This is a genomic window from Pseudomonas citrullilanati (assembly GCF_030580855.1).
Lineage (GTDB): Bacteria > Pseudomonadota > Gammaproteobacteria > Pseudomonadales > Pseudomonadaceae > Aquipseudomonas > Aquipseudomonas citrulli.
In genome coordinates this window covers 59,606-83,944 of the sequence record NZ_JAUQOP010000018.1, presented here as the reverse complement: position 1 = coordinate 83,944, position 24,339 = coordinate 59,606, and the positions used below count along the sequence as shown (strand labels likewise).

27 protein-coding genes are annotated in these 24,339 nt (G+C 62.5%); 1 reads left to right on the top strand and 26 read right to left on the bottom strand.

Translation table 11 applies throughout. The annotated features are described in order from the left end of the window. Positions 1 to 243: 243 nt before the first annotated feature. The 23 genes from araH to Q6A48_RS14000 all read right to left on the bottom strand — a co-directional run bounded on the left by araH (position 244) and on the right by Q6A48_RS14000 (position 20,551). Positions 244 to 1,212: an L-arabinose ABC transporter permease AraH gene (araH, locus tag Q6A48_RS14110; protein ID WP_304554722.1), complete on the bottom strand. Its 969-nt coding sequence runs from the start codon at positions 1,210 to 1,212 to the stop codon at positions 244 to 246. Positions 1,213 to 1,221: 9 nt separating this feature from the next. Continuing rightward, positions 1,222 to 2,766: an L-arabinose ABC transporter ATP-binding protein AraG gene (gene araG, locus Q6A48_RS14105; protein WP_304554721.1), complete on the bottom strand. Its 1,545-nt coding sequence runs from the start codon at positions 2,764 to 2,766 to the stop codon at positions 1,222 to 1,224. Between the two features lie 65 nt (positions 2,767 to 2,831). Beyond that, positions 2,832 to 3,836, bottom strand: coding sequence for a substrate-binding domain-containing protein (locus Q6A48_RS14100; protein WP_304554720.1), 1,005 nt, complete (start codon positions 3,834 to 3,836; stop codon positions 2,832 to 2,834). A gap of 173 nt (positions 3,837 to 4,009) precedes the next feature. Then, the gene (locus tag Q6A48_RS14095; RefSeq protein ID WP_304554719.1) at positions 4,010 to 4,828 is read right to left on the bottom strand and encodes an SDR family oxidoreductase; all 819 of its coding nucleotides are present in this window, start codon (positions 4,826 to 4,828) and stop codon (positions 4,010 to 4,012) included. Between the two features lie 234 nt (positions 4,829 to 5,062). After that, positions 5,063 to 5,938, bottom strand: a complete 876-nt coding sequence (locus Q6A48_RS14090; protein WP_304554718.1) for an SMP-30/gluconolactonase/LRE family protein — start codon at positions 5,936 to 5,938, stop codon at positions 5,063 to 5,065. Then, positions 5,935 to 6,681 carry a FadR/GntR family transcriptional regulator gene (locus Q6A48_RS14085; protein WP_304554717.1) on the bottom strand — a complete coding sequence of 249 codons (747 nt, stop codon included), beginning with the start codon at positions 6,679 to 6,681 and terminating at the stop codon, positions 5,935 to 5,937. Before Q6A48_RS14085 ends, Q6A48_RS14090 begins: the two co-directional genes overlap by 4 nt. A gap of 177 nt (positions 6,682 to 6,858) precedes the next feature. Beyond that, complete coding sequence (locus Q6A48_RS14080) at positions 6,859 to 7,419, bottom strand: DUF1285 domain-containing protein (protein ID WP_304554716.1); 561 nt, start codon at positions 7,417 to 7,419, stop codon at positions 6,859 to 6,861. A gap of 15 nt (positions 7,420 to 7,434) precedes the next feature. Next, positions 7,435 to 8,040 (bottom strand): DUF4823 domain-containing protein, encoded by a 606-nt coding sequence (locus tag Q6A48_RS14075; protein ID WP_304554715.1) that lies wholly within the window; start codon positions 8,038 to 8,040, stop codon positions 7,435 to 7,437. 230 nt (positions 8,041 to 8,270) lie between these two features. After that, positions 8,271 to 9,239, bottom strand: a complete 969-nt coding sequence (locus tag Q6A48_RS14070; RefSeq protein ID WP_304554714.1) for a GTP 3',8-cyclase MoaA — start codon at positions 9,237 to 9,239, stop codon at positions 8,271 to 8,273. A 136-nt stretch (positions 9,240 to 9,375) separates the two neighbouring features. Then, a complete protein-coding gene (locus Q6A48_RS14065; protein WP_304554713.1) occupies positions 9,376 to 10,014 on the bottom strand; it encodes a TetR/AcrR family transcriptional regulator in 639 nt (212 codons plus the stop codon). Positions 10,015 to 10,398: 384 nt separating this feature from the next. Continuing rightward, a complete protein-coding gene (locus Q6A48_RS14060) occupies positions 10,399 to 11,193 on the bottom strand; it encodes a TatD family hydrolase (RefSeq protein ID WP_304554712.1) in 795 nt (264 codons plus the stop codon). A 10-nt stretch (positions 11,194 to 11,203) separates the two neighbouring features. Next, positions 11,204 to 11,560: a PilZ domain-containing protein gene (locus Q6A48_RS14055; RefSeq protein WP_304554711.1), complete on the bottom strand. Its 357-nt coding sequence runs from the start codon at positions 11,558 to 11,560 to the stop codon at positions 11,204 to 11,206. 42 nt (positions 11,561 to 11,602) lie between these two features. After that, positions 11,603 to 12,589, bottom strand: coding sequence for a DNA polymerase III subunit delta' (locus Q6A48_RS14050; protein ID WP_304554710.1), 987 nt, complete (start codon positions 12,587 to 12,589; stop codon positions 11,603 to 11,605). Continuing rightward, a complete protein-coding gene (gene tmk / locus Q6A48_RS14045) occupies positions 12,582 to 13,214 on the bottom strand; it encodes a dTMP kinase (protein WP_304554709.1) in 633 nt (210 codons plus the stop codon). The genes Q6A48_RS14050 and tmk overlap by 8 nt, the downstream gene beginning before the upstream one ends. Before the next feature lie 9 nt (positions 13,215 to 13,223). After that, positions 13,224 to 14,393 (bottom strand): endolytic transglycosylase MltG, encoded by a 1,170-nt coding sequence (mltG, locus tag Q6A48_RS14040; RefSeq protein WP_304554708.1) that lies wholly within the window; start codon positions 14,391 to 14,393, stop codon positions 13,224 to 13,226. A gap of 3 nt (positions 14,394 to 14,396) precedes the next feature. Next, positions 14,397 to 15,212: an aminodeoxychorismate lyase gene (gene pabC / locus Q6A48_RS14035; RefSeq protein ID WP_304554707.1), complete on the bottom strand. Its 816-nt coding sequence runs from the start codon at positions 15,210 to 15,212 to the stop codon at positions 14,397 to 14,399. Next, positions 15,212 to 16,456, bottom strand: a complete 1,245-nt coding sequence (fabF, locus tag Q6A48_RS14030) for a beta-ketoacyl-ACP synthase II (protein ID WP_304554706.1) — start codon at positions 16,454 to 16,456, stop codon at positions 15,212 to 15,214. Before fabF ends, pabC begins: the two co-directional genes overlap by 1 nt. 108 nt (positions 16,457 to 16,564) lie before the next feature. Continuing rightward, positions 16,565 to 16,801: an acyl carrier protein gene (gene acpP / locus Q6A48_RS14025; protein ID WP_304554705.1), complete on the bottom strand. Its 237-nt coding sequence runs from the start codon at positions 16,799 to 16,801 to the stop codon at positions 16,565 to 16,567. Between the two features lie 191 nt (positions 16,802 to 16,992). Beyond that, the gene (gene fabG / locus Q6A48_RS14020; RefSeq protein ID WP_304554704.1) at positions 16,993 to 17,736 is read right to left on the bottom strand and encodes a 3-oxoacyl-ACP reductase FabG; all 744 of its coding nucleotides are present in this window, start codon (positions 17,734 to 17,736) and stop codon (positions 16,993 to 16,995) included. A 15-nt stretch (positions 17,737 to 17,751) separates the two neighbouring features. Next, positions 17,752 to 18,690, bottom strand: coding sequence for an ACP S-malonyltransferase (gene fabD / locus Q6A48_RS14015; RefSeq protein WP_304554703.1), 939 nt, complete (start codon positions 18,688 to 18,690; stop codon positions 17,752 to 17,754). 123 nt (positions 18,691 to 18,813) lie between these two features. Continuing rightward, positions 18,814 to 19,824, bottom strand: a complete 1,011-nt coding sequence (gene plsX / locus Q6A48_RS14010) for a phosphate acyltransferase PlsX (RefSeq protein WP_304554702.1) — start codon at positions 19,822 to 19,824, stop codon at positions 18,814 to 18,816. Positions 19,825 to 19,827: 3 nt separating this feature from the next. Continuing rightward, positions 19,828 to 20,010: a 50S ribosomal protein L32 gene (rpmF, locus tag Q6A48_RS14005; protein ID WP_003179396.1), complete on the bottom strand. Its 183-nt coding sequence runs from the start codon at positions 20,008 to 20,010 to the stop codon at positions 19,828 to 19,830. 13 nt (positions 20,011 to 20,023) lie between these two features. Next, positions 20,024 to 20,551, bottom strand: coding sequence for a YceD family protein (locus tag Q6A48_RS14000; protein ID WP_003204262.1), 528 nt, complete (start codon positions 20,549 to 20,551; stop codon positions 20,024 to 20,026). 105 nt (positions 20,552 to 20,656) lie between these two features. Here Q6A48_RS14000 and Q6A48_RS13995 point away from each other — a divergent pair, with 105 nt between their 5' ends. After that, complete coding sequence (locus Q6A48_RS13995) at positions 20,657 to 21,235, top strand: Maf family protein (RefSeq protein ID WP_304554692.1); 579 nt, start codon at positions 20,657 to 20,659, stop codon at positions 21,233 to 21,235. A gap of 179 nt (positions 21,236 to 21,414) precedes the next feature. Here the strand turns inward: Q6A48_RS13995 and Q6A48_RS13990 are convergent, their stop codons facing one another. From Q6A48_RS13990 to rluC, 3 genes are read right to left on the bottom strand one after another with little or no spacing between them, the layout of a single operon-like run. After that, on the bottom strand, positions 21,415 to 22,404 hold the full coding sequence (locus tag Q6A48_RS13990) for a S49 family peptidase (protein ID WP_304554691.1): 990 nt from the start codon (positions 22,402 to 22,404) through the stop codon (positions 21,415 to 21,417). A gap of 20 nt (positions 22,405 to 22,424) precedes the next feature. Next, positions 22,425 to 23,087, bottom strand: a complete 663-nt coding sequence (locus Q6A48_RS13985; protein WP_304554690.1) for an HAD-IA family hydrolase — start codon at positions 23,085 to 23,087, stop codon at positions 22,425 to 22,427. Then, entirely contained in the window at positions 23,077 to 24,033 is a 957-nt protein-coding gene (gene rluC, locus Q6A48_RS13980; RefSeq protein WP_304554689.1) for a 23S rRNA pseudouridine(955/2504/2580) synthase RluC, read from the bottom strand. The genes Q6A48_RS13985 and rluC overlap by 11 nt, the downstream gene beginning before the upstream one ends. Between the last annotated feature and the right edge of the window lie 306 nt (positions 24,034 to 24,339).

Genomic DNA, 24,339 nt, shown 5'->3' with positions numbered 1-24,339 from the left:
GGGCAAGCCCGCTCCCACACTGGATGTGCGCTGACCCCGAGGGGTGAGATCCAGCACAAAACCTGTGGGAGCGAGCCTGCTCGCGAAAGCGGTGGGTCATCCAATGCAATGTTGAAGCTGACGACGCCTTCGCGGGCAAGCCCGCTCCCACACTGGATGTGCGCTGCCCCCGAAGGGTGAGATCCAGCGCAGAACCTGTGGGAGCGGGCTTGCTCGCGAAAGCGGTGGATCAGTCGCCAGTGATCAGTGCTGCTTCAGGCGATCGATCACCACCGCCAGCAACAGGATCGAGCCACGGATGACGTACTGGTAGAACGTATCGATGTTCTTCAGGTTCATCGCGTTCTCGATGATCGCCAGGATAAGCACGCCGGCAATCACGTGGCGAATCATGCCGATGCCGCCGCTCAGCGACACCCCACCCAGCACGCAGGCCGAGATCACGGTCAGTTCGAAGCCCTGGCCGATCATCGGTTGGCCCGAGGTCATGCGCGACGCCAGGATCACACCGGCCAGCGCGCCGATCACGCCGTGCACGGCGAAGATGATGATCTTGGTGCGATCGACGTTCACCCCCGCCAGCAACGCCGCTTCCTGGTTACCGCCGATGGCCATGGTGTTGCGCCCGTAGGTGGTGTAGTTCAACAGCCAGCCGAAAAACAGGAAGCAGGCGATGGTGATCAGGATCGGCACCGGCACGCCGAACAACTGGCCGTTGCCATACACGAAGAATGCTTCCTGGGACACGCCCACCGCTTTACCGTTGGCGAAGATGTAGGCCAGGCCGCGCACGATCTGCATCGTCGCCAGCGTGGTGATCAACGCATTGACCCGCAGCTTGGCGATGACGATACCGTTGATCAGGCCGACGATCAGTCCCATCACCAGCGCCGCGCCGATGCCCAGGAACACGCTGTTGGTGTCGCGCATCACCACCGCCGCGACCACGCCGGCGCAGGCGATCACCGAGCCGACCGACAGGTCGAAATGCCCGGATGCCAGGCAATACAACATGGTGCAGGCGGCGATGCCGGTGGTGGAAATCGCCAGGCCCAGGCCGCGCATGTTCAACGGCGAGAGGAAGTTGTCGATCAACAGCGTGCAGAGCACGAAGATGCCGATGGCCGCCAGCAGCATGACCCAGTCGTCCAGGAAGCGGCGCAGGTCCAGGGGTTTGCGTGCCGTTGGCAGTGCATTGTTTTGAATGGTCATGATTACCTCTCAGTTCGCCGCGTCGGCAACGCGTTGGCGCGGCAGCGCCAGTTGCAGCAGGTTGGATTCATTGGCCTGGTCACGCGGCAGTTCGCCACGCATGGCCCCTTCGCAGAGCACCAGGATTCGGTCGGAAATGCCCATCACTTCCATCAGGTCGCTGGACACCACGATCACCGCGATGCCGTCGGCCGCCAGGTTGTGGATAATCTGGTAGATCTCGGCCTTGGCGCCGATGTCGATGCCACGGGTCGGCTCGTCCAGCAACAGGACCTTCATCGGCATCGACAGCCAGCGACCGAGAATGGCCTTCTGCTGGTTGCCGCCGGACAGGTACATGATTTTCTGGCTGGCCGCCGGGGTCTTCACCTTCAGGGACTTGATCTGCTTGTCGGCATTGCCCCGCTCCCAGTCGCCGCGCAGCAGGCACCCCAGCGCGGAATGAGCCGGGCGCGCACTGATGTTGATGTTCTCGCCGACGCTGCCCAACGGGATGATGCCTTCCTTCTTGCGATCTTCCGGGCAGAGCAGCACGCCGGCGGCGATGGCATCCCGGGGTGAACGCAGCTTCAGTTCCTGGCCGTGCAGGACCAGGCGCCCCTCGCCCTGGCGCTCCAGGCCGCTGAGCAAGCGCAACAGCTCGGTACGACCGGCGCCGACCAGCCCGAACAAACCGAGGATCTCACCCTTGTGCACCTGGAAGCTCACCGGCTCGCGCAAGCCCGGCCCCATCAGGCCCTCCACGTGCAGCGCCACGTCGCCGCGCTCCCGGGGACGGTAGTCGTAGATGTCCTGGATATCGCGACCGACCATGCAGGTAACCAACTGATCGTGGGTCAACTCGCTCATGTTCTCGAAGGTGCGCACGTAGCGACCGTCCTTGAACACCGTCACCGCGTTGCAGATGCGGAACACTTCTTCCATGCGGTGGCTGACGTACAGCACCACTTTGCCCTCGTCCCGCAGGCGCGCAATGATCGCCATCAAGCGGTCGATTTCCCGGGCCGACAGGCTGCTGGTGGGTTCGTCGAAGGCGATGACATGGGCGCCACGGGACAACGCCTTGGCGATTTCCACCAGTTGACGCTGGCCGAGGGACAAGCGGCCGACCTTTTCCTGGGGGTCGATTTCATCGGCCAGCCCCTTGAGCAGGTTCAGCGCCTGCTGGCGCAGCAACCCGCGATTGACCAGGCCGAAGCGCGCCGGCAGATGGCCGAGGAACAGGTTCTCGGCCACGGTCATTTCCGGCACCAGGTGCAATTCCTGGTGGATCACCGCCACACCGCTGGCAATGCTGTCGGCGGTGGATTTGAAGGCCATGGTCTGCTCGCCGATCTGCAACTCGCCGCTGCTCGGGATATAGGCCCCGCCAAGGATCTTCAGCAACGTGGACTTGCCCGCGCCGTTCTCGCCCATCAGGGCATGGACCTGCCCCGGATGCGCGACGAAACTGATGTTGGACAGCGCCTGCACGCCGGGAAAGGATTTGCCGATCCCGTTGAACCGCAAGCTGCCGCCGCTGTTGTGTTGTTGTGTCGCTGTTTGCGCTTGCATAACCACCTCGAACTCACAGAGATCGAGCGGCCCTTTGCCAGGGCCACTCTTGAATCAACCGGCCGTCAGTTCCACAGGCCGATTTTTTCCAGCTCCTGCTTGAAGTTCTCGCGGGTGATCAGCGTCACCTCGTCCATGGCGGTGTACTTCGGCGGCTCCTTGCCAGTGGTGATCCACTCGTACATCATCTCGGCGGTCTTGTAGCCTTCGATGTGCGGGCTAGGCAGCATCGAACCGAAGAAACCGCTGTTGGGTTTTTTCAGCTCGCCGATGGCGTCGGTACCGTTGATGCCGATGCCGATCACGTTATCCGCCTTGAACCCCGCCGCTTCGGTGGCGCGCACGCCGCCCAGCACGGTGTTGTCGTTCATGCCGCCGATGATCAGGTTCTTCGCAGCGCTGGGCAGTTTCACCAGCGCCGAGTTGGTGGAGTCCATGCTGCCGGGCACGTCGAGGGTCTTGAGCGCCGAAAACAGGATGTGGTCTTGCGGCATCCCGGCCTTCTTCAGGGCGTCGACCGAACCGTCGGTGCGCTTCTTGCCGGTGTCCAGTTCGTTGAAGGTGTTGATCACCGCGTAGGTGTCTTTCCAATCCCAGTTGCGCTTCTTGGCTTCAGCCGCCATGGCGGCGCCCTGCTTCTGGCCGACCTCGAACGCGGCCATGCCCAGGTACGGCACGTCCTCCATGAACTTGCCGTTGGCGTCGACGAAGCGGTCGTCCACGGCAATCACCTTGAGATCGTTGAGCTTGGCCTTGGCCATGATGGCCGGGCCGAGGGACACGTCCGGCGGGCAGATCACGAAGCCCTGGGCACCGTTGGCCGCCAGGCTGTCGATGGCCGAGAGGGTCTTCTCGCCGTCAGGCACGGCGATCTTGATCAATTCGAAGCCCTTGTCCTTGCTCGCCTTCTCGGCGAAGGCCCATTCGGTCTGGAACCAGGGTTCCTCGGCCTGCTTGACCAAAAAACCGATTTTCACAGGATCAGCCGCCAGCAAGCTGCTGCTGAGGCTGACCGCGGTAACCGCCAGGGCGGCGCGGCACAGGGAACGGATTCCACGACGATGATTCATAGTTGACTCCTTGTTTTTTTTATTGAAAGCCAAACGTCCAGGGGTCTGCTCCACCGTCGGTGACAGCGCAGGCTGGGCGGTTACAGCAAGTTGCTACACAGCATAGGCCTAAATAGTCATATCGTATGATGATTGAATGACAGGCGAAGTTTCACCTTGCCATCCAGATTCGTTCAGTCGTGATACAGGACCGAACGCCCACCATCGATGGTGATGCATGAGGCATTGATAAAAGGTGCTTCATCGCTGGCCAGGAACACCGCCGTCATGGCCACTTCGATTGGTTGCCCGATACGTCGCGGCGGGTGCAGGTCCAGCGCCCGCTGGCGTTCGGCATGGGGATCGGCAAAGCCGTTCCAGTAGTCGACGTTCAGTTGGGTTTCGATGTACCCCGGGGCGATGGCATTCACGCGTACGCCCTTGGGTGCGTATTCGATGCCCAGGGCACGGGTCAGGCCCAGCAGGCCATGCTTGGCCACCGGGTAGGGGAAACAGCCGGGAATGATGTGGGACGAATGGGTCGAGGCAATGTTGATGATGCTGCCCACGCCCTGCTCGATCATCTGCGGCAACACGGCCTTGCAGCCGTACCACGCACCATCCAAGTCGATGGCGAAGCAACGCCGCCAATCCTCTTCGGTCATTTCCAGCGGGTCACGGAAGACGTTGACGCCGGCGCAATTGACCAGCACGTCGATGCGCCCGTGCAGCTCGACGGCCCGGCGGGCCATGGCGTCCAGGTCCTGCGGGTTCGATACGTCGGCCTGCAGGGCCTGGACGTCCGCCCCGCGTTCGCGCCAGAGCGCGGCCACCTGTTCGACCTTGTGCGCCTGGATGTCGCTGATGACCAGGCGCGCCTGCTGCGAGGCGAACGCGGCGACGATCGCTTCGCCAATACCCTGGGCGGCCCCGGTCAACAGCACGACCTTGCCCTTGAGGCGCTCGCCCTGGGGCGGCTCCGGCACGGGTGGCAGGCGAAGCGCATCAGCCATGGGCCAGGTCTCCGGTATGCAGGCATGGCGAAAACCGGGCATCCACGGATGACCGGTCCAAAGGCGCCTGGAGAACCACTGTGTCGCGTACGCCAGCGAGGCGTACGGGGGAAGATCGTTGCATCACGTCACCTGTCTTGTTTTTTTAGTGAGTGCGTCTTGCTGATGGAACCGACTATAAACCCGGCCACCCAACAATCTCAATATATATATTTACATCCCATATTTTGGGATTTATCCAGCAAACCGCGTACACGCCACGCCCGGCACATCGACCCGCATCGACAGCACCGCGCCGTCCAGTGGATGGCCCAACGGGCTCGCCGCGCTGGTGATGTACAGCGTCTTGAGGTCTTCGCCGCCGAACACGCAACTGGTCGGGCGGCTGACGGGTAACTCGACCACCCGATCGACCTGGCCGTCCGGCGTCAGCCGCAGCAGGCAACTGCCGTCCCAGCGGGCGTTCCAGATATAGCCGCGGGCATCCATCGCCGAGCCATCGGGCCCGCCGCGCGGATGAGGGCCGAACCAGACCTCGGCCGGCGCCAGGTGACCTTCAGGGTAGATAAAGTGCCGATAAAGCGTGCCATTGAGGCTCTCGCCGAAATACACCGTGGTGCCGTCGGGGCTCCAGAGCAGCGTGTTGGGAATGCCCAGCCCACGCAACAACGGCATGACCCGGCCATCGCCGCCGACGCGAAACAAACCGCCGGAACGCCGTTCGATCGGCAAGTCCTCACCCGCCTCGCCGATGTTGTTCTGCATGGTGCCAAGCCAGAGCTGGCCTTGGGCATCGCACCTCGCCTCGTTGGGCCGATTGCCCGGCTGGGGATCGGCCATGCACAGCAGCGTGAGGCGCGGTTCGAGGCCCGGCGAATCCAGGTCGAGCCGATAGACACCGCTGCTCAGGGTCACCAGCGCGTCGCCCCCCTGGGTCGGGATGAATGCCGAGACATGCTCGGGCATCTGCCAGATCTGCACATTGGCGCCGATCAGCCGCAGCGCCTGCTTGCCGGCGATGTCGACCCAGTACAGGGCCTGGGTCGGTTCATCCCAGAACGGCCCTTCGCCCAATTGCGCACGGTGTTCTGTCACGGCCTTCCACTTCATTGAAATCTCCTGTTCCCGATGGGTCCGGCGGTCTCCGTGCGACCGGCCATGACGGTGGGGTAGAAACGCTTGATGGCCAGGTCGGCATTATCGATCAGGGTCATGCAGGCCCAGACGCCCCGCGCCGCGTCACGGGCGGCGATGGCGTCGGCGATGTCCTTGTGGATGGGCAAGGTGCGTCGCAGTTCATCCGGGTCGGCCGCCGACACCTCGAACGACACCGCCAGCAGCGCCCCGAGGGCCGGGACCATCTGTTCGATGAACTGATTATGGCTGGCGGCGAGGATGCATTCGTGGAAAAACTGGTCGGCGCGGTTGTAATCGGCGCCGCTGTCCACCGCCCGTTCCAGGGCGTGGTAGGCCAGGCGAATCGCCTGCACCTGATCACCCGTGGCCCGCTCACAGGCCCAGCGCACCGCCATCGGCTCGATGGTACGGCGCAAGTCGAGCAAGTCATCGACGAAGTTTTCCGGCAAGCCGCTGCGTGACAACCAGCCAACCACCTGGGGATCGAACAGGTTCCAGCGCCGCACCGGCAACACCCGGGTACCGACCTTCGGCCCGACTTCCAGCATGCCCTTGGCGACCAGGGTCTTGATCGCCTCGCGAATCACCGTGCGGCTGACGCCCAACTGCTCGCCCAAGTCCGCCTCGACCTTGATGGTCTGCCCGGGCTTGACCTGGCCGGCGGCGATCCAGCCGCCCAGCCAATCGACGGTCGACGCGTGAAAACTGCTGGACATGAACACCCCGCTGGCCACTCTTATAGGTGGCTCACGCTAATCATCATATGATTGGGTGTCAATTTGAATTTTACGGCATCTCATCTGTGGGAGCGGGCTTGCTCGCGAAGCGGTGGGTCAGCTGAAAATATTGGATGTACTGGCGCCTTCGCGAGCAAGCCCGCTCTCACAGGGGAATCAGGGTTCCAGACCTATCGGGAAGAATATCCCGCCGCTCCACACGCCCAGCCATCGCTGCCCGTCGATCTCGCGGCTGACCGCCAGCTCCACCAGTTGGTAGAACACATTGCGATGGATCAACGCTTCGAGATTGCTGCGCACATGCACGTAGGGCGCCGGCTCCTCCGTCCGAGGATCGATCACCACCCGCAGCGGATGCTCGGCGCCAGCCTCGGTGATCTCGTCGACATTCGTGGTAAAGCGCAACACCTGGCCCTCCCCCTGCCCTTTGACCTCCAGGGTCACGGCCACGAACGGCGCGTCGTCGACCTTGATACCGACTTTTTCCACAGGGGTGATCAGGAAATAATCATCGCCGTCGCGGCGGATGATGGTGGAGAACAGCTTGACCATCGGCTTTCGCCCGATCGGCGTGCCCAGGTAGTACCAGGTGCCGTCCCGGGCGATGCGCATGTCGATGTCGCCGCAGAAGTCGGGGTTCCACAAGTGGACTGGCGGCAGGCCTTTGGTCTTGGGGATCTGCCCCAGCAAGTCATTGGCTTTTTGCGGTCCGCTCATGGTGACTCCTCATGGTTACTCGTCGCTCATCCCCAGCAGGCTGCGGGCATATTCACGCAATGGCGCGGCGATGAGGTCTTGGGGTTGTTCGTCGTGGAACGTCAGTAAACCGCCACGACTCTTGATGCGTGCAGTATCGATCAAATACTGGGTGCTGGTCTCGATCAACATGATCTGGATGACGCTGGTGTCGACACCCAGGCGATCCACCGCTTCCTCATCTGCCCATTCGTCGCTGTTGCCGATGCGGTTATCCGCCTTGGCGAAACGGGTGTACAGCAGGTAATGGGCGCCGGCCGCACGGGCTTCGCCCATGGCCTGGTCGAGGCCTTCGGGGGCGCGGGCGCGACGGACCATGGGGAAGTATTCGATGAAGCCGTTGAAAGCTTCCTCGGCCACCACGTTGGGCCGCGGATAGGCGCCGCCTGGCGGGGCGAAGGCGCCCTGGGCGATGAAAATGAACGAATCCGGCTGGATGCGCAGGTTGTTCACCCGGCGACTGTCACTGTGGTCCAGCAGGCCGGCATCGCTCATGTGATAACGAACGCCCTCCCCCATGTCGCTGACATTCATGCAACCGCCAAGCGCCAAAACGGCCAGCAGCAAAACCAGGCTACGCATCCTACCCTCCAAGAACCGGTGTCGGAAAACCGGCGAATGGTCGTGGGATGCAGCTTTTGCGCCAGCTCGAAGAGGGGACGCTTCGTTATTCCTGTGGCGAGGGGATTTATCCCCGCTGGGTGCGTAGCGCCCCAAAGGATAGGAATATCCGACCTGACGCTCCGAGGCGATTGTTCTTGGGGTTGCTGCGCAACCCAGCGGGGATAAATCCCCTCGCCACGAAAAACCGGTCAGCCGCCAATGATTTTCATGATGGTCGCGCCGCCGGAGAACGCCACGTCCTGCTTGTCCCCCAAGGCCTTGACCAGCAAGCGCTGGAGCGCCGGCAAGGCCTGGTGGCGGGGCTTGTCCAGGAGGTCGCCGACGAAGTGACGGTTACTCGACGACAGGCAACCGTGCAGCCAACCCGTGGAAGACAACCGCAGCCGCGAGCAGGTACGGCAAAACGGCACGCTTTCGTTGGCAATCACGCCGAAATACCCCACCCCAGGGATTTCGTAGCGTACCGCCGTGGCGTCCACCGGCGCGTCGGCTTGCAGGTATTCGTATTGGTCGCCGATCAGGCTCAACAACTGCTGGAGGCTGACGAACTGTTGCAGGAATGCATTCGAGTCGCTGGCCAGGTGCCCCATGCGCATCAGCTCGATGAACCGCAGTTCATAGCCACGCGCCAGGCAGTAGTCGAGCAGCGGCATCACCTGGTCCAGGTTCTGCCCGCGCAGCGGCACCATGTTGACCTTGATCTTCATCCCGGCGGCCCGGGCCTGCCCCATGCCATCGAGCACGGTCGCCAGGTCGCCCCCCCGGGCGATGCTGCGAAACGCCGAAGGATCCAGGGTGTCGAGGGAGACGTTGATGCGACGGATCCCGGCGTCCACCAGCAACGGCAGCTTCTTGGCCAGCAATTGGCCGTTGGTGGTCAGACTGATGTCTTCCAGGCCCATCTGCCCCACTGCCGCCATGAATCGTTCGAGCTTGGGGCTGACCAACGGCTCGCCGCCAGTGATGCGCAACCGCTCGATACCGGCGGCCTCGATCAGGTAGGCCACGCCCCGCGCCATCGCGTCGGCCGACAGCTCATCCTGCGCAGCCACCAGCCGCTTGCCGTCAGGCACGCAGTAGGTACAGGCGTAATTGCAGGCTGAAGTCAGGCTGATCCGCAAATTGCGGAAACGCCTGCCTTGACGGTCAACGATCATGGATCACTCCGGCGGAAGGATAATCGGGCTGCTAAAACTTGACCTAGAAATCAAGTTTGCGCAAGACCCATGCCTGAGTATATTCCTGGGGCAATGCGCCATGTAAGCGGACATGGCGCAATCAGGCAGCTGAATGTCAGTTGTTCGGCACGTCCGTATCGCGCTTGCGCTTGTTGCCCATGCGCACGCCGATGTCCATCAGGAACTGGAAGAAGCCTTCCTGGTCTTCCAGCACATTGCTCCAGAACGGCGAGTGATACAGCGCCACCGCGCCGTGCACCAGCGCCCAGGCCGCGCAGTAGTGGAAATACGGCGGCACGTCTTCGAGCTTGCCTTCGGTGATCCGGCCCTTGATCAGCAGCGTCAGGCGTTCGAAGTTCGAGGCGCGGATCTTGTGCAGTTCCTCGACCATCTCCGGCACCTGGTTGCCCTTGACCACCTTTTCTTCCAGGCGATCGAACAGGCGATAGCGCTGCGGGTCGCGCATGCGGAACTCGAAGTAGGCCCGGGACAGCGCCTCCTTGTCCTTGTCGACGTCGGCCGAATGCAGCAGCTCGTTCAAATCACGCTCGTAGTCGAGCATCAGGCGCAGGTAGATCTCCGCCTTGGATTTGAAATGTTTATAGATCGTGCCTTTGCCGATACCCACGGCATCCGCAATCATCTCGACGGTGACGCTGTCTTCACCCTGGTCGAGGAACAACTTGAGCGCGGTGTCGAGAATTTCCTGCTCACGGCGGCGAAACTCACGGACCTTACGGGGTTCTTTGTGCATAAGAAAAAGGTCTGAAGGGTCAAAATTCGAAGCCGGGTATTATGCCTAACTTACGCAAAAATGCACGGATCATCCGTTCTCGATAGCAGTTCTTCAGAAAACCGTGCATTCGCGTATCCCGGGATCGGGCTCGATACGCTCTGCCTCCCGGGCCGCGGCCACAGTGAGAACCTATCCGAAGCGAGCGTATTCCAAATTTGTTTAAAAACCGTCCGGGCCAGACTGGACGGGTCGGCATACTGATCAATACTTGAACTGTCGGCACGACATCTCCCCCAAGTGACGCGCCGATAAAGGTACCAAGGGACCGAGTGCCTTTGTTTTACTCCTAATGGTCTTAACCCGGATTCACCCCCCAGAACCCGGGTTTTTTTTGCATGAAATTCAGGCCTGCGCCGACCGCACATGGGCCAGCGGAAACAATTGCTTAAAATTCTCCGTGGTCTGCTCGGCGAAACGCTCGTAGGGCTCCCCTCGCAGCATCGCCAGGAACTCCGCCACTTCCCTTACGTATTGCGGCAGGTTGGGCTTGCCGCGATAGGGAATGGGCGCCAGGTAGGGCGCATCGGTTTCCACCAGCAGGCGATCGGCCGGCACTTTGCTGGCCACGTCGCGCAAGGCGTCGGCATTGCGAAAGGTGACGATCCCGGACAAGGAAATGTAATAGCCCATGTCGAGGGCAGCCTTGGCCATGTCCCAATCTTCCGTGAAGCAGTGCAGCACCCCAGCCTGGGGCAACGCGGCTTCGCGCAGCAAGGCCAGGGTGTCGGCCCGGGCACCCCGGGTGTGGATGATCACCGGCTTGCCGGTCTGCCGCGCCGCCTCCAGGTGCAGGCGGAACGACGCTTGCTGGACGTCGGCGGCTTCCGGCTCGTAGTGATAGTCCAGGCCGGTCTCGCCAATGGCGACCACCCGAGGGTGATCGAGCTCGCGCAACAGCCAGTCGAGAGCCGGCTCGGCGCCAGGCTGGACATCCAGCGGGTGCACGCCGACCGAACAATCGACATCGGCATAGCGCTCGGCCAGCGCCTTGACGTCGGCAGCGTTGTCGGCGCTGACGCCGATGCACAGGAAATGCCCGACGCCTCGTTGACGGGCCGCGTCCAGTGCGGCATCCAGGGAGCCGTCATGGGCTGCGAGGTCGAGGCGATCGAGGTGACAATGGGAATCTACGAGCATAAAAGACGGGCTACATCGTATGAGTGGGACGGTCGGACTTCAGGGAGCCGGCCAAGTGGGTTTCGATCTGGTTGCGGGCTGAATTGTCGCCATCGCTGAATTGCACGCCGACACCGGCGGCGCGGTTGCCCTGGGCGCCCCTGGGCGTCATCCAGATCACCTTGCCGGCGACCGGGATCTTTTCCGCTTCGTCCATCAGGCTGAGCAACATGAACACCTCATCGCCCAAGCGATAATGCTTGTTCGTGGGGATGAACAGGCCGCCATTCTTGATGAAGGGCATGTAGGCAGCGTAGAGCACCGACTTGTCCTTGATGGTCAAGGACAGGATGCCGTTGCGTGGCCCGGGGCTGAGAGGTTCGTTCATGCTGATCTCCACTGCGGTTGAGCTCAGTCTAGGCGGTGCCTGTCAGTTGCGGCCAGGCAAACTCGCCCACTGCACCAACAGCGCTTCGAGCAACAGTACCCGATTGAGGTTCGCCTTGCTCAGCACCTTCTGACGTTGGGCAAGAATCCAGTCCTGAATGTTCAAGATTTTCTCCTGGCTGCTTTTCTGCGCCAGGTACTGGATCACCTTGCGCATGTCCGCCAGCCCCAGGCCGGCCTCGTCCTCGGTGAGCTGGTAGCGCAGGACCAGGCTCGACCAGTCGCAGAACCAGTCGAACAACAACAGCAACGGTATGGCGTTCCAGCCTTCGGCCAGTTGCGTGGGCGATTGCTGCTGCTTGAGCAATTTCTTGACCCCGTCCACCACCAGCGCCCGTTGCTCGCGCACGCCCTGGGCCTGGAGGCTGACCGCCGCCAGGGGCGAGCCGGCCGCGAGGGTCAACAGCTGCGCACGCTCCTCATCGGTACTGTCGGGCAACGCCCGGGCCAGCCATTGCAGGCTCATCGCCTCGCTAGGCAGCGGACAGGCCTGCTGCACGCAACGGCTCTTGATGGTGGGCAGCAAGCGGCTCGGCTGGTGGCTCACCAGCAACAGCACGGTGTCGCCGGAAGGCTCTTCAAGGCTCTTGAGCAAGGCGTTGGCGGCGTTGATGTTCATCGACTCCACCGGTTCGATCAACACCACCTTGCGTCCGCCCAACTGCGAGGTCTGGACCACGAAGCTGACCAGGTCGCGCACCTGGTCGACCTTGATCGCCTTGTCCGCCTCTTCCGGCTCCAGCACGTAATTGTCCGGATGGCTGCCGGCCTTGAGCAGCAGGCAGGACTTGCATTCGCCACAGGCGTTGGAATCCGCCGGGCGCTGGCACAACAGGCTCGCCATCAGGCGTTCGGCCAATGCCCGCTTGCCGATCCCGACCGGGCCGTGCAACAGGTAGGCGTGGGCATGCTGGGCACGACCGGCCAGTTGCTGCCAGAGCCCGTCTTGCCAGGGATAGGCTTCAGCCACGGGCGCGCTCCAGCAAACCAGGCAGCAAAGCGTCCAGGGCCTGTTGGACCTGGGCCAGGGATTGAGCGGCGTCGATCAACAGGTAGCGCGCCGGATCGGCCTTGGCGCGGTCCAGGAAAGCGCTGCGCACCGCGTTGAAGAAGGCCTGGCCTTCCAGTTCGAAACGATCCAGCCGGCCGCGGGCGCTGGCGCGGGCCAGGCCGATCTCCACCGGCAGGTCGAACACCAGGGTCAGGTCCGGCCGCAGATCGCCCTGGACGAAGGTTTCCAACGCAGCGATGCGCTCCAGGGACAAGCCCCGGCCGCCGCCCTGGTAGGCATAGGTCGAATCGGTGAAACGGTCGCAGAGCACCACCGCGCCACGGGCCAGCGCCGGGCGTATCACTTCGGCCAGGTGCTGCGCCCGGGCGGCGAAGACCAGCAGCAGCTCGGTGTCCGGGTCCATGAGTTCGTCGATGGGCGCCAACAGCACCTCGCGAATCCGCTCGGCCAGCGGCGTACCGCCCGGTTCACGGGTCAACACCACTTCGATGCCGGCGGCCCGCAGGCGCTCGGCCAGGTAATCGCGGTTGGTACTCTTACCGGCGCCTTCCGGGCCTTCGAGCGTAATAAACAAGCCTGTCACGGGCGGTCCTTAATCAGAGTCATGCGGGCTCGGCGGCTCGCTGGCATTCGGCTCCGGGGCCGGTTGCTGCGCCGGCACCTGGGGCACGGCTTCAGGTTGCGTATCGGGCGAGGCGGCAGGAATCGGAGCCTGCTCCTGCGGCGCGACCGGGGCCGGGCTGGAACGGTAATCAGCCCGGCGCTTGAGCTGGAACTCGCGCACGGCGTTATTGTGCGACTCCAGGTCATCGGAAAACACGTGGCTGCCATCGCCCCTGGCGACGAAGTAGAGGCTGTCGCCCGGTGCCGGGTTCAACGCCGCATGGATCGCCTCGCGGCCCACCATCGCGATCGGCGTCGGCGGCAGCCCTGGCACCAGATAGGTGTTGTACGGGTTTTCCTCCTTGAGGTGGGCGCGGGTGAGCTTGCCGGTGTAGCGCTCGCCCAGGCCATAGATCACCGTGGGATCGGTCTGCAGCAGCATGCCCAGGCGCATGCGCCGCACGAAGACGCCGGCGATCTGGGCGCGCTCCTGGGGCACCCCGGTTTCCTTCTCCACCAGGGACGCCATGATCAGGGCTTGATAAGGCTGGGTATAGGGCACATCGGCGGCGCGCTGGGCCCATTCCCTGGCAAGCACGTCCTCCAGCCGGTCGTAGGCCTTTGCCAGCAGGTCGACATCCGTTGTCCCGCGCACGAAGCGATAGGTGTCCGGGAAGAACCGCCCCTCGGGGAACACGCCGGGATGCCCGAGGCGTTCCATGACCTGGCTGTCGCTCAGCCCGGCCAGGGTCTGCTGCAGTTTCTCGGTCTTGGCCAGCGCGGCACGCACCTGGCGGAAATTCCAGCCTTCCACGAAGGTCACGCCGTACTGCACCACTTCGCCGCGCTTCCAGACACTGATCAGGCCGTCCATGGTCATGCCCGGCACCATCCGGTATTCACCGGAGTGCAACGGCTGGTCGGCAAGGTTGAAGCGCCAGTAGATGCGCAACCAGAAAGCGTCCCTGATCAGGCCATCGGCCTCCAGGCGCTTGAGGGTTCCGGTCGGGGTGGTCCCGTTGGGTACGTCCAGCATTTCTTCCTGGGTGATGTTCAGCGGCTGTTGCAGCGCCGAATGAATCTTCCAGGCAGAAACGCCCATCAGCAGCCCTGCCAGAACCAGACCGGTCTCCAGCAGCAGCAAGAATTTACGTCTCACGAATCAGGCATCCAATAATGCGCGGGCAAGGGTCTGCAGTTTACGGGTGAGCGGTCCAACCGACCAGCGCGCCGAACCACATGCGCGCACTGGCCAGACGCCATAGACGCTGTTGCAGACGAACACTTCGTCAGCCTGGTGCAATTGTTCGAGGGCAATATCGGTGATCCGCGTGGCAATACCCCGGGACTCGGCTTGAAACAATAATTCCGCGCGCATCACCCCAGCCACGCCGCAACGGCCCAGGTCCGCCGTGATCAATACGCCATCGCGCACCATGAACAAGTTGCTGAATACCCCTTCGATCACCCGCCCGGAGGTATCCAGCATCAAGCCCTCGGCGTACTGTGCATCGGTCCATTCGGCGCGGGCCAGCACCTGTTCCAGGCGATTGAGATGTTTGAGGCCGGCGAGCAAGGGCTGCTCGGACAGGCGCACGGTACAGGGAAACAATTGCACGCCCTGTTCGGCGTGAGTGGCAGGATAAGCCGGCGCAGGGTTGCCTTGCAGGATTCGCCGCGCCGGGGCCGCAGGGTCCGCGGCATAGCCGCGCAGACTGTCGCCCCGGGTCACGATCAGCTTCAGCACGCCGTCGCCCAGGCCACGGGCATAGGCCCCCAGCTCGGCCCCCAGCGCCACCGGATCGACCTTGAGCGCCAATCGCCGGCAGCCGGTCTCCAGGCGTTGCAGATGACGCTCCAGCAGCACCGGTTGGCCGCCACGCACGGCGAGGGTTTCGAACAACCCGTCGCCGTAAGCCAGGCCGCGATCTTTCAGCGACAGGACGTCGGCCGGCAGACCGTCGACCCAGCTCTCCATCAACCGGCGAATCGGCGGAACACCAGCGAGCCGTTGGTCCCGCCGAAGCCGAAGGAGTTGGACAACACCACATCGATGTCCATGCCGCGGGCCGTGTGGGGCACGAAGTCCAGGTCGCAGCCCTCGTCGGGCTCATCCAGGTTGATGGTTGGAGGCGCCACTTGGCTGTTGATCGCCAGCACGCTGAAGATCGCCTCCACCGCCCCTGCCGCGCCCAACAGGTGACCGGTCATGGACTTGGTCGAACTGACCGCCAGCTTGTAGGCGTGATCGCCGAACACCGTCTTGATCGCCTGCGCTTCGGCCAGGTCGCCGGCCGGGGTCGAGGTGCCGTGGGCGTTGATGTACTGCACCTGGTCACCGTTGATCCTGGCGTCACGCAGGGCGTTGGCGATGCAACGGGCGGCACCGGCGCCATCGGCCGGTGGCGAGGTCATGTGGTAGGCATCGCCGCTGGTGCCAAAGCCGATCAGCTCGGCGTATATGGTCGCGCCGCGCGCCTTGGCGTGCTCCAGCTCCTCGAGCACCAGCGCACCGGCGCCGTCGGACAGCACGAAGCCATCGCGACCCTTGTCCCACGGCCGGCTGGCGCGGGTCGGCTCGTCGTTGCGGGTCGACAAGGCACGGGACGCGCCGAAGCCGCCCATGCCCAGGCCACACGCGGCCATCTCGGCGCCACCGGCGATCATCACGTCGGCTTCGTCGTACATGATGTTGCGCGCGGCCATGCCGATGCAGTGGGTGCCGGTGGTGCATGCCGTGGCGATGGCGTAGTTGGGTCCCTGTGCGCCCAGGTGGATGGACAGGAAACCGGAAATCATGTTGATGATCGAGCCCGGCACGAAAAACGGAGAAATCCGCCGTGGTCCCGAATCGTGCAACGTGCGGCTGGTCTCTTCGATATTGGTCAAGCCGCCAATACCCGAGCCCATGGCGACGCCGATGCGCTCACGGTTGGCGTCGGTGACCTCCAGGCCCGCGTTGCGCACTGCCTGGAAACCGGCTGCCAGGCCGTATTGAATGAACAGGTCAAGCTTGCGGGCTTCCTTGACCGACAGGTATTCCTCGACATTGAAACCCTTTACCGAGCCGCCAAAACGGGTGGAATAGGCAGAAAGGTCGGTGTGTTCGATCAGACCAATGCCACTGCGGCCAGCCAGAATGCCCTGCCAGCTGCCCGGCACATCCGTGCCCAGTGGCGACAACATACCCATACCGGTGACTACGACGCGTCTACGCGACACAGCACTCTCCTTTTTCTAATGACGACTTTGCATCAGGCCTAAAGAAAAAACCGCACGCCGTTATGGCAGTGCGGTTTTTCCATGACAGCGAGCAACGACTAAAAACGATTAGCCCTGGTGGCTGGTAACGTAGTCGATAGCAGCTTGTACAGTAGTGATCTTCTCAGCTTCTTCGTCAGGAATCTCGGTCTCGAATTCCTCTTCCAGAGCCATCACCAGCTCAACGGTGTCAAGGGAGTCGGCACCCAGGTCTTCAACGAAGGAAGCGGTGTTCACAACTTCTTCTTCTTTAACGCCCAGTTGCTCGGCAACGATTTTCTTGACGCGCTCTTCGATGGTGCTCATACCTTGTTTTCACTCCTAATGGACAAATTCAGGCAGCTGGCCAGTGGGTAAGTGTATAGAAGAACTTTTCGATTTTTCAACCGAAAGCTTCACTCCTCAAACCCTGCGGCCCGCTGTCTATAAATTGGTTGCAGCTTTATAACGGATTTTAGACAGCTCGTATGACATTTTTTTGAAGCAATCCGTCACATTTAACTCATGTACATCCCGCCGTTCACCGGGATTGTAGCCCCGGTCACGTATGCCGCACCGTCCGACGCAAGAAAAGCGACCACGGACGCGATTTCTTGAGCTTGCCCCAGACGGCCCAGCGGAATCTGTGTCTGCAGGGCTTCGCGCTGTGCTTCCGGCAATTCACGGGTCATGTCGGTGTCGATGAAGCCCGGAGTCACCGAGTTCACCGTAATCGACCGCGAGCCCACTTCACGCGCCAGTGCACGACTGAAGCCTTCCAGGCCGGCTTTCGCCGCAGCATAGTTTACTTGGCCTGCGTTGCCCATGGCACCCACAACCGAACCGATACTGATAATTCGACCCCAACGGGCCTTCGTCATGCCGCGCAGGACGCCCTTGGACAGCCGGTAAAGGCTGTTCAGGTTGGTGTCGACGACGTCGAACCATTCGTCATCTTTCATGCGCATCATCAGGTTATCGCGGGTGATACCGGCATTATTGACCAGGATCGCCGGTGCGCCGAACTGCTCCTGGATGCTGGCCAGCACGGCCGCGACGGATTCGTCACGGGTGACGTTCAGCTCCAGGCCAGTGCCCTGGATGCCATGCTCCTTCAGGGTCGCGGCGATGCGCTCGGCACCTGCGGCGGAGGTCGCGGTACCCACGACAGTGGCGCCTTGGCGACCCAATTCCAGGGCGATGGCCTGGCCGATGCCACGGCTCGCACCGGTCACCAGTGCAACTTTACCTTGCAGACTCATGCAAGCTTCTCCTGTTCAGGCCTGCGCTGCACGGGCGGCAGCGAAGGCGTCTGGGGTGTTGAGGTTGGAAGTCGACACGCCTTCGGCGCAACGTTTGTTCAGGCCGGCAAGCACTTTGCCAGGGCCGCATTCCACCAGTTCGGTCGCGCCCTTGGCGGCCAGGGTCTGTACCGACTCGACCCAGCGAACCGGCTTGTAGAGTTGTTCCAGCAGGTCACGCTTGAGTGTCTCGAGATCCGCCGCCACGTTGGCGCTGACGTTCTGCACCACGGGGATCTGCGGCGCCTGCCAATCGATGGCGGCGATGGACTCGGCAAAACGCTCGGCAGCCGGACGCATCAGTTCGCAGTGCGACGGCACGCTGACCGGCAGCGGCATGGCGCGCTTGGCACCACGGGCCTTGCAACCTTCGATGGCGCGCTCGACGGCCGCCTTGGCACCGGCGATCACCACCTGGCCCGGCGAGTTGAAGTTCACCGCACTGACCACATCGCCTTGCGCGGCCTCGGCACAGGCCGCCAGCACATCGGCATCGTCCAGGCCCAGGATCGCGGCCATGCCGCCCTGCCCGGCCGGAACGGCCTCTTGCATCAGCTGGCCACGACGCTCCACCAGCTTGACGGCGTCGCCGAGGCTCAGGCTGCCAGCGGCCACCAGGGCACTGTATTCGCCCAGGCTGTGGCCGGCGACGAACGCCGGGCTCGCGCCACCTTCGGCCAGCCACAGGCGCCACAGCGCGATCGAGGCGGTTAGGATGGCCGGTTGGGTCTTGTCGGTTTGATTGAGCAACTCTTCCGGCCCCTGCTGGGTCAGCGCCCACAGGTCATAGCCAAGGGAATCGGAAGCTTCTTTGAAGGTTTCAAGGACCAGCGGGTATTGCGCGCCCAGCTCGGCCAGCATGCCGAGGGACTGCGAACCTTGTCCTGGAAAGACGAATGCGAGGGAAGCAGACATGAAAACAAAGCCCCTAATGATCTTGTCGTCAGAAAGTGACGCCCCTGGGGGCGCTAGGAAACTGACAATTGGATGGCCGGTTGAACCAGCCGGTCACATTTAAGCATTGTCGGAGCCAAACGCCTAAGTTAACAAATCTTCGAGGCGGCCATGCAGGCGCTCGGGGAGGTTCTCCTGGATCTCGATCACCGCTCGGTTGATCGCACTTTGAAACCCCTGTACACCCGCCGAACCATGGCTCTTGATCACAATGCCCTGTAGCCCGAGGAAACTCGCACCGTTGTGCCGCGCCGGGGCCAGGTCCGCCTGCAACCGGCGCATCAAGGGCAGCGCCAGGGCGCCCACCACTCGCGAGACCAGGCTTTGCCTGAACAGGGCCTCGATCCGTTCGCTGATCATCGTGGCCAGGCCTTCGCTGGACTTGAGCAGGATATTGCCGACAAAGCCATCGCAGACCACCACGTCGGCCTCGCCACGGTACACCCCGTCACCCTCGACGAAACCGATGTAGTTGATGCCCCGAGCGCTCTGCAGCAGGGTGGCCGCCAACTTGACCTGCTGATTGCCCTTGATGTCTTCGGTGCCGATATTCAGCAGCGCCACCCGGGGCCGCACGATGCCCAGGGTCTGCGCCGCGACCGAGCCCATCACGGCAAACTGCAATAGGTGCTCGGCGCTGCAATCGACATTCGCCCCCAGGTCGAGCAACTGGCAGAAACCTCGCTGGGTGGGAATCGCCGCCACCATGGCCGGCCGGTCGATACCGGGCAGGGTCTTGAGCACATAGCGCGACAGCGCCATCAGCGCCCCGGTGTTTCCCGCACTGACGCAGGCCTGCACCTTGCCGTCGCGCAGCAGCTCAAGGGCCACTCGCATCGAGGCATCGGGTTTGCCGCGCAAGGCTTGCGCCGGCTTCTCGTCCATGGTGATGACTTCGGACGCCGGCGTAATCGTCAGGCGCGCGCGATCGGCAGCCGATTGGCCGTTGAGCAGGTCTTCCAGGAGGGAGGGTTGACCGACGAGGGTCAGGTGCAGCGAGGGCGTAGCATTCAGGCAAGCGAGACTGGCCTGAACAATGCTGCGGGGACCGAAGTCCCCGCCCATTGCGTCAATCGCGATGACTTGAGCGGACAAGGATTACTCGTCAGCGCCCTTGTCGATCACTTTACGACCACGGTATACGCCTTCTGGCGATACGTGGTGACGCAGGTGAACTTCACCGGTGGTCTTTTCTACGGACAGGGTGCTAGCCTCGAGAGCGTCGTGCGAACGGCGCATGTCACGGGCAGAGCGGGATTTTTTGTTCTGCTGAACAGCCATAATTGATTAACTCCTAAACGTTTGGGTCACGCTTTAACTGCGCCAATACACTGAACGGGTTGGACCGCGTTACCTCGTCCTCGCTCGGTTCGGGCTCATCTGCTCCCGCCGGCTGCTGGCATTCTTCCGGATGATGAGCAGGCACAATGGGCAAGGCGAGCAGAAGCTCCTCCTCGATCAGTGACTGCAGATCCAATGGATCTTCGCCCAGTTCCAGCACGTCATAACCTTTCGGCAACGACTGGGTATTCGCACCCTCCTTCACCACGGCGTAACTGCATTCGCTGTGGATCGGCAGGGTGACCAGCTCAAGACAACGCTGGCAAACCATTTTGACTTCAGTGTCGATAAAGCTGTGGATCACCACAGATTTACGTTCATCTCGTTCAAAAACGAATTTAGCCTGGACCGTACCGACATCGTCGGAAAGCGGGTCGCAGAGTCTCTTCAAATCGGCCAGCAGCAGTTCACCCTGGAGGGTGGTGCCACGGTCAGCCAATTTGCGCGGGTCAACGTGAGGTGGAATCGGGTCATTCAACATAGGCGCAGCATTATAGGGATACACCCTGCCATGTCAAAGGAAATTCAGCCCTGTCCGTCACTTGCGCGGCTCGCTAGAATTCGCCCCTGCCTCTTGGAGATGCCCATGCTGCCTTTATTACTTGCCTCCAGCTCGATCTACCGCCGGGAATTGCTCGCCCGCCTGGGGCTGCCATTCGTCTGCGGCACCCCCGGCATCGACGAAAGCCATCGCGCCGGCGAGCCAGCCCTCGAACTGGTGAAGCGCCTGGCCCGGGAAAAAGCCCAGGCATTGGCGAGCAGCCACCCGGCACACCTGATCATCGGCTCGGACCAGGTGGCCGTGCTCGGCGAGCGCATCCTCGGCAAGCCGCACACCTTCGAAAAGGCCCGCGAACAACTGCTCGCGGCCAGCGGCAAGCAGGTGACGTTCCTGACGGGACTGGCACTGCTCAATAGCCAGACGGGAGCCTGCCAGGTCGATTGCGTTCCGTTTACCGTCAACATGCGCACACTGGATCCGGCGCGCGTGGAACGCTACCTGCGAATCGAACAGCCTTATGATTGCGCCGGCAGCTTCAAGGCCGAGGGGCTGGGCGTCAGCCTGTTCCAGAGCACTGAAGGCCCGGACGCCACCAGCCTGGTCGGCCTGCCACTGATCCGCTTGGTGGACATGCTGCTGGCCGAGGGCGTGCAGGTGCCCTGATCCAACATACAACGTGTGGCAAGGGGATTCATTTGTGGGAGCAAGGCTTGTGTGGGAGCAAGGCTTGCCCGCGATCCAGGCACCGCAATGGTACAGGCCAGCCGAGTCAGCGCTCATCGCGAGCAAGCTTTGCTCCCACAGCAATCTCCTCGCCACAGAAGATCGCGGGAAACGAGGAACTAGCGCAACGCTGGCCCCTGGAAGCCCATCCACATCGCCAGGTGCTCGGCGATGCTTGCGCCGAGCTTTTTCGAGAAGCGGTCGAACGGCGACTCTTCGATGGTGAAGTCCACCAGTTCCTTTTGCCCGATGACATCGCGCGCCACCGAACTGGCACTGCCCAGGCCGTCGATCAGGCCCAGCGGCAGCGCCTGCTCGCCCGACCAGACCAGCCCGGAGAACAGCTCGGGATGCTCCTTGTCCTTCAGGCGCTCGCCCCGGCCTTTCTTGACGCTGGCGATGAACTGCTTGTGGGTGGTGTCGAGCACGCCCTGCCAGAAGGCGGTTTCCTCGGGTTTCTGCGGCTGGAACGGGTCGAGGAAGGACTTATGTTCGCCAGAGGTGTACACCCGGCGCTCCACACCGAGCTTTTCCATGGTCCCGACGAACCCATAGCCGGCCGCCGTCACGCCGATGGAGCCCACCAGGCTGGCCTTGTCGGCATAGATCTGGTCTGCCGCACTGGCGATGTAGTAGGCACCGGAGGCACCGAGATCGGAAATGACCGCGTAGACCTTGATATCCGGGTGCAACCCACGCAACCGCACGATCTCGTCATAGACATAGCCCGACTGCACCGGACTGCCACCCGGGCTGTTGATGCGCAGCACCACGCCCTTGACCTTCGGATCCTCGAACGCAGCCCGCAGGCTACCGACGATGTTGTCCGCGCTGGCGGCCTCCTTGTCGGCGATCATGCCTTCGATGTCGATCAATGCGGTGTACGCCGAACCGCTGACGGCGCTTTTCTCCATGTTCATCAACGGCGTGAACAGCGCCAGCGCCAGAAAGATGTAAATAAAAGTCAGCGACTTGAAGAAAATACCCCAGCGACGGGCACGACGCTGCTCCTGCACACTGGCCAGCAGGGTCTTTTCCAACAGCTTCCAGCTTTTGTCATCCCCGCCCTCGGCGCTCGCCTTGGCAGGTGCCTTCCATTCATCGGTCATGCGTGGTTCCCCAGCAAACGTTAACGGGCGCGCCGGCTCAGCCAGGCGTGCAACTCAGGAAAATGATCAATGGCCAAGCACGGCTCGAACGCCCGCAGCGCCTCGATCGACTGGGCCCCGTAGCTGACCGCCACCGAACCCATGCCGGCATTGCGCGCCATCTGCAGGTCGAACGACGAGTCGCCCACCATCAGCGCCTGATCCGGACGCATGTTGCAGTGCGCCAGGATCTGCTCAAGCATCAGAGGGTGTGGCTTGCTGGCAGTTTCATCGGCGGCGCGGGTGATATCGAAATAATCGTCCCAGCCATGGGACCTGAGCACCCGGTCCAACCCGCGCCGGGCCTTGCCGGTCGCCACGGCCAGGCGATACCCCTCGGCGCGCAGGGCGTCCAGGGTGGCCGCCACGCCATCGAACAACGGCGAAGGCTCGGCTTCCAGGGCAATATAGTGGTCCGCATAGTGCTGGCGAAAAGCAGGCAGCGCCAGGTCATCGATCTCCGGGTAGAGACTGCGGATGGCTTCCGGCAACCCCAGGCCGATGATGCCCTTGACGGCCATGTCATCGCACCGGGCGAACCCCATGCGATCCGAGGCGGCATGCATCGCCTCCACGATCCGCTCGATGGAGTTCGCCAGCGTGCCGTCCCAATCGAAAATCAGCAGTTTGTAGTCAGGATGCACTCAACCGCTCCACGGTCTTGGCCCACATCTCATCCACCGGCGCCTGCAATTTCAGCTCGCCGCCATCAGGCAACGGCACGGTGAGCATGTAGGCATGGAGAAACAGGCGCTTGCCGCCCAGCTCGCGGATTTCCTTGGTGAAATCCTCATCGCCGTACTTGCTGTCGCCCGCGATGCTATGCCCGGCGTGCAGGGTATGGACGCGAATCTGGTGGGTACGACCGGTCACCGGCTTGGCCTCGACCATCGTGGCGAAGTCACCGAAGCGGCGCAGCACTTTGAACACCGTCAACGCCTCCTTGCCCTCCTCGTTGACCTCGACCATGCGCTCGCCAGACCGCAGGTTGCTCTTGAGCAGCGGCGCGCGCACCTGCTTGACGGAGGTTTCCCAGCGACCGCGCACCAGAGCCATGTAGCGCTTGTCGACGCCGTCGCCCCGCAATTGCTCATGCAAGTGGCGCAACATGCTGCGTTTCTTGGCGATCATCAGCAGGCCGGAGGTGTCGCGATCGAGGCGATGGACCAGCTCCAGCTCCTTGGCCTCGGGGCGCAGCTGACGAAAGGCCTCGATCACGCCGAAGTTCAGCCCGCTGCCGCCGTGAACGGCAATGCCCGCGGGCTTGTTGATCACGATCAGGCCTTTGTCTTCATGGACAATCGAGGCTTCCAGGCGCTGCAGCAGGCCCTGGGCCAGGGGCACCGGCTCATCGCGCTCGGGTACCCGCACGGGCGGGACGCGCACGATATCACCGGCCTGGAGCTTGTATTCGGGCTTGATCCGCCCCTTGTTCACCCGCACTTCGCCTTTGCGCAAGATGCGGTAGATCAAGGTCTTGGGCACGCCTTTGAGCCGGGCCAGCAGGAAGTTATCGATTCGTTGGCCGGCATATTCCGGCGAGACCTCGAGCAGTTGAACGCCAGGGGTCGAAGGGGCAGTAGTCGTCATGGCGGCGATCATAACAATTTTTTATGGAATTGAAGCACTTAATCATTGCTGCTATAGTCGCGAACGCCGCCAAAAGTGGCTGGACAGCGGACTAACGGTCAAAAACCGGCCCTGACCAACGCAATTCACGAGGACGAGAGGCCGTCCTACGGGGCTTTCGCTACGAACGGTAGAGTTTGCAGGTGTAACGAGCGCAGGTGACATGAGGCCTGAAATACGCCGCAAAGCAGAGTTCTGACTCGCCTTGCGCGCCACATTCACGGCCAGTTCACAAAGTGCAGTCAGCTACGAACGACCCCGAGCGAG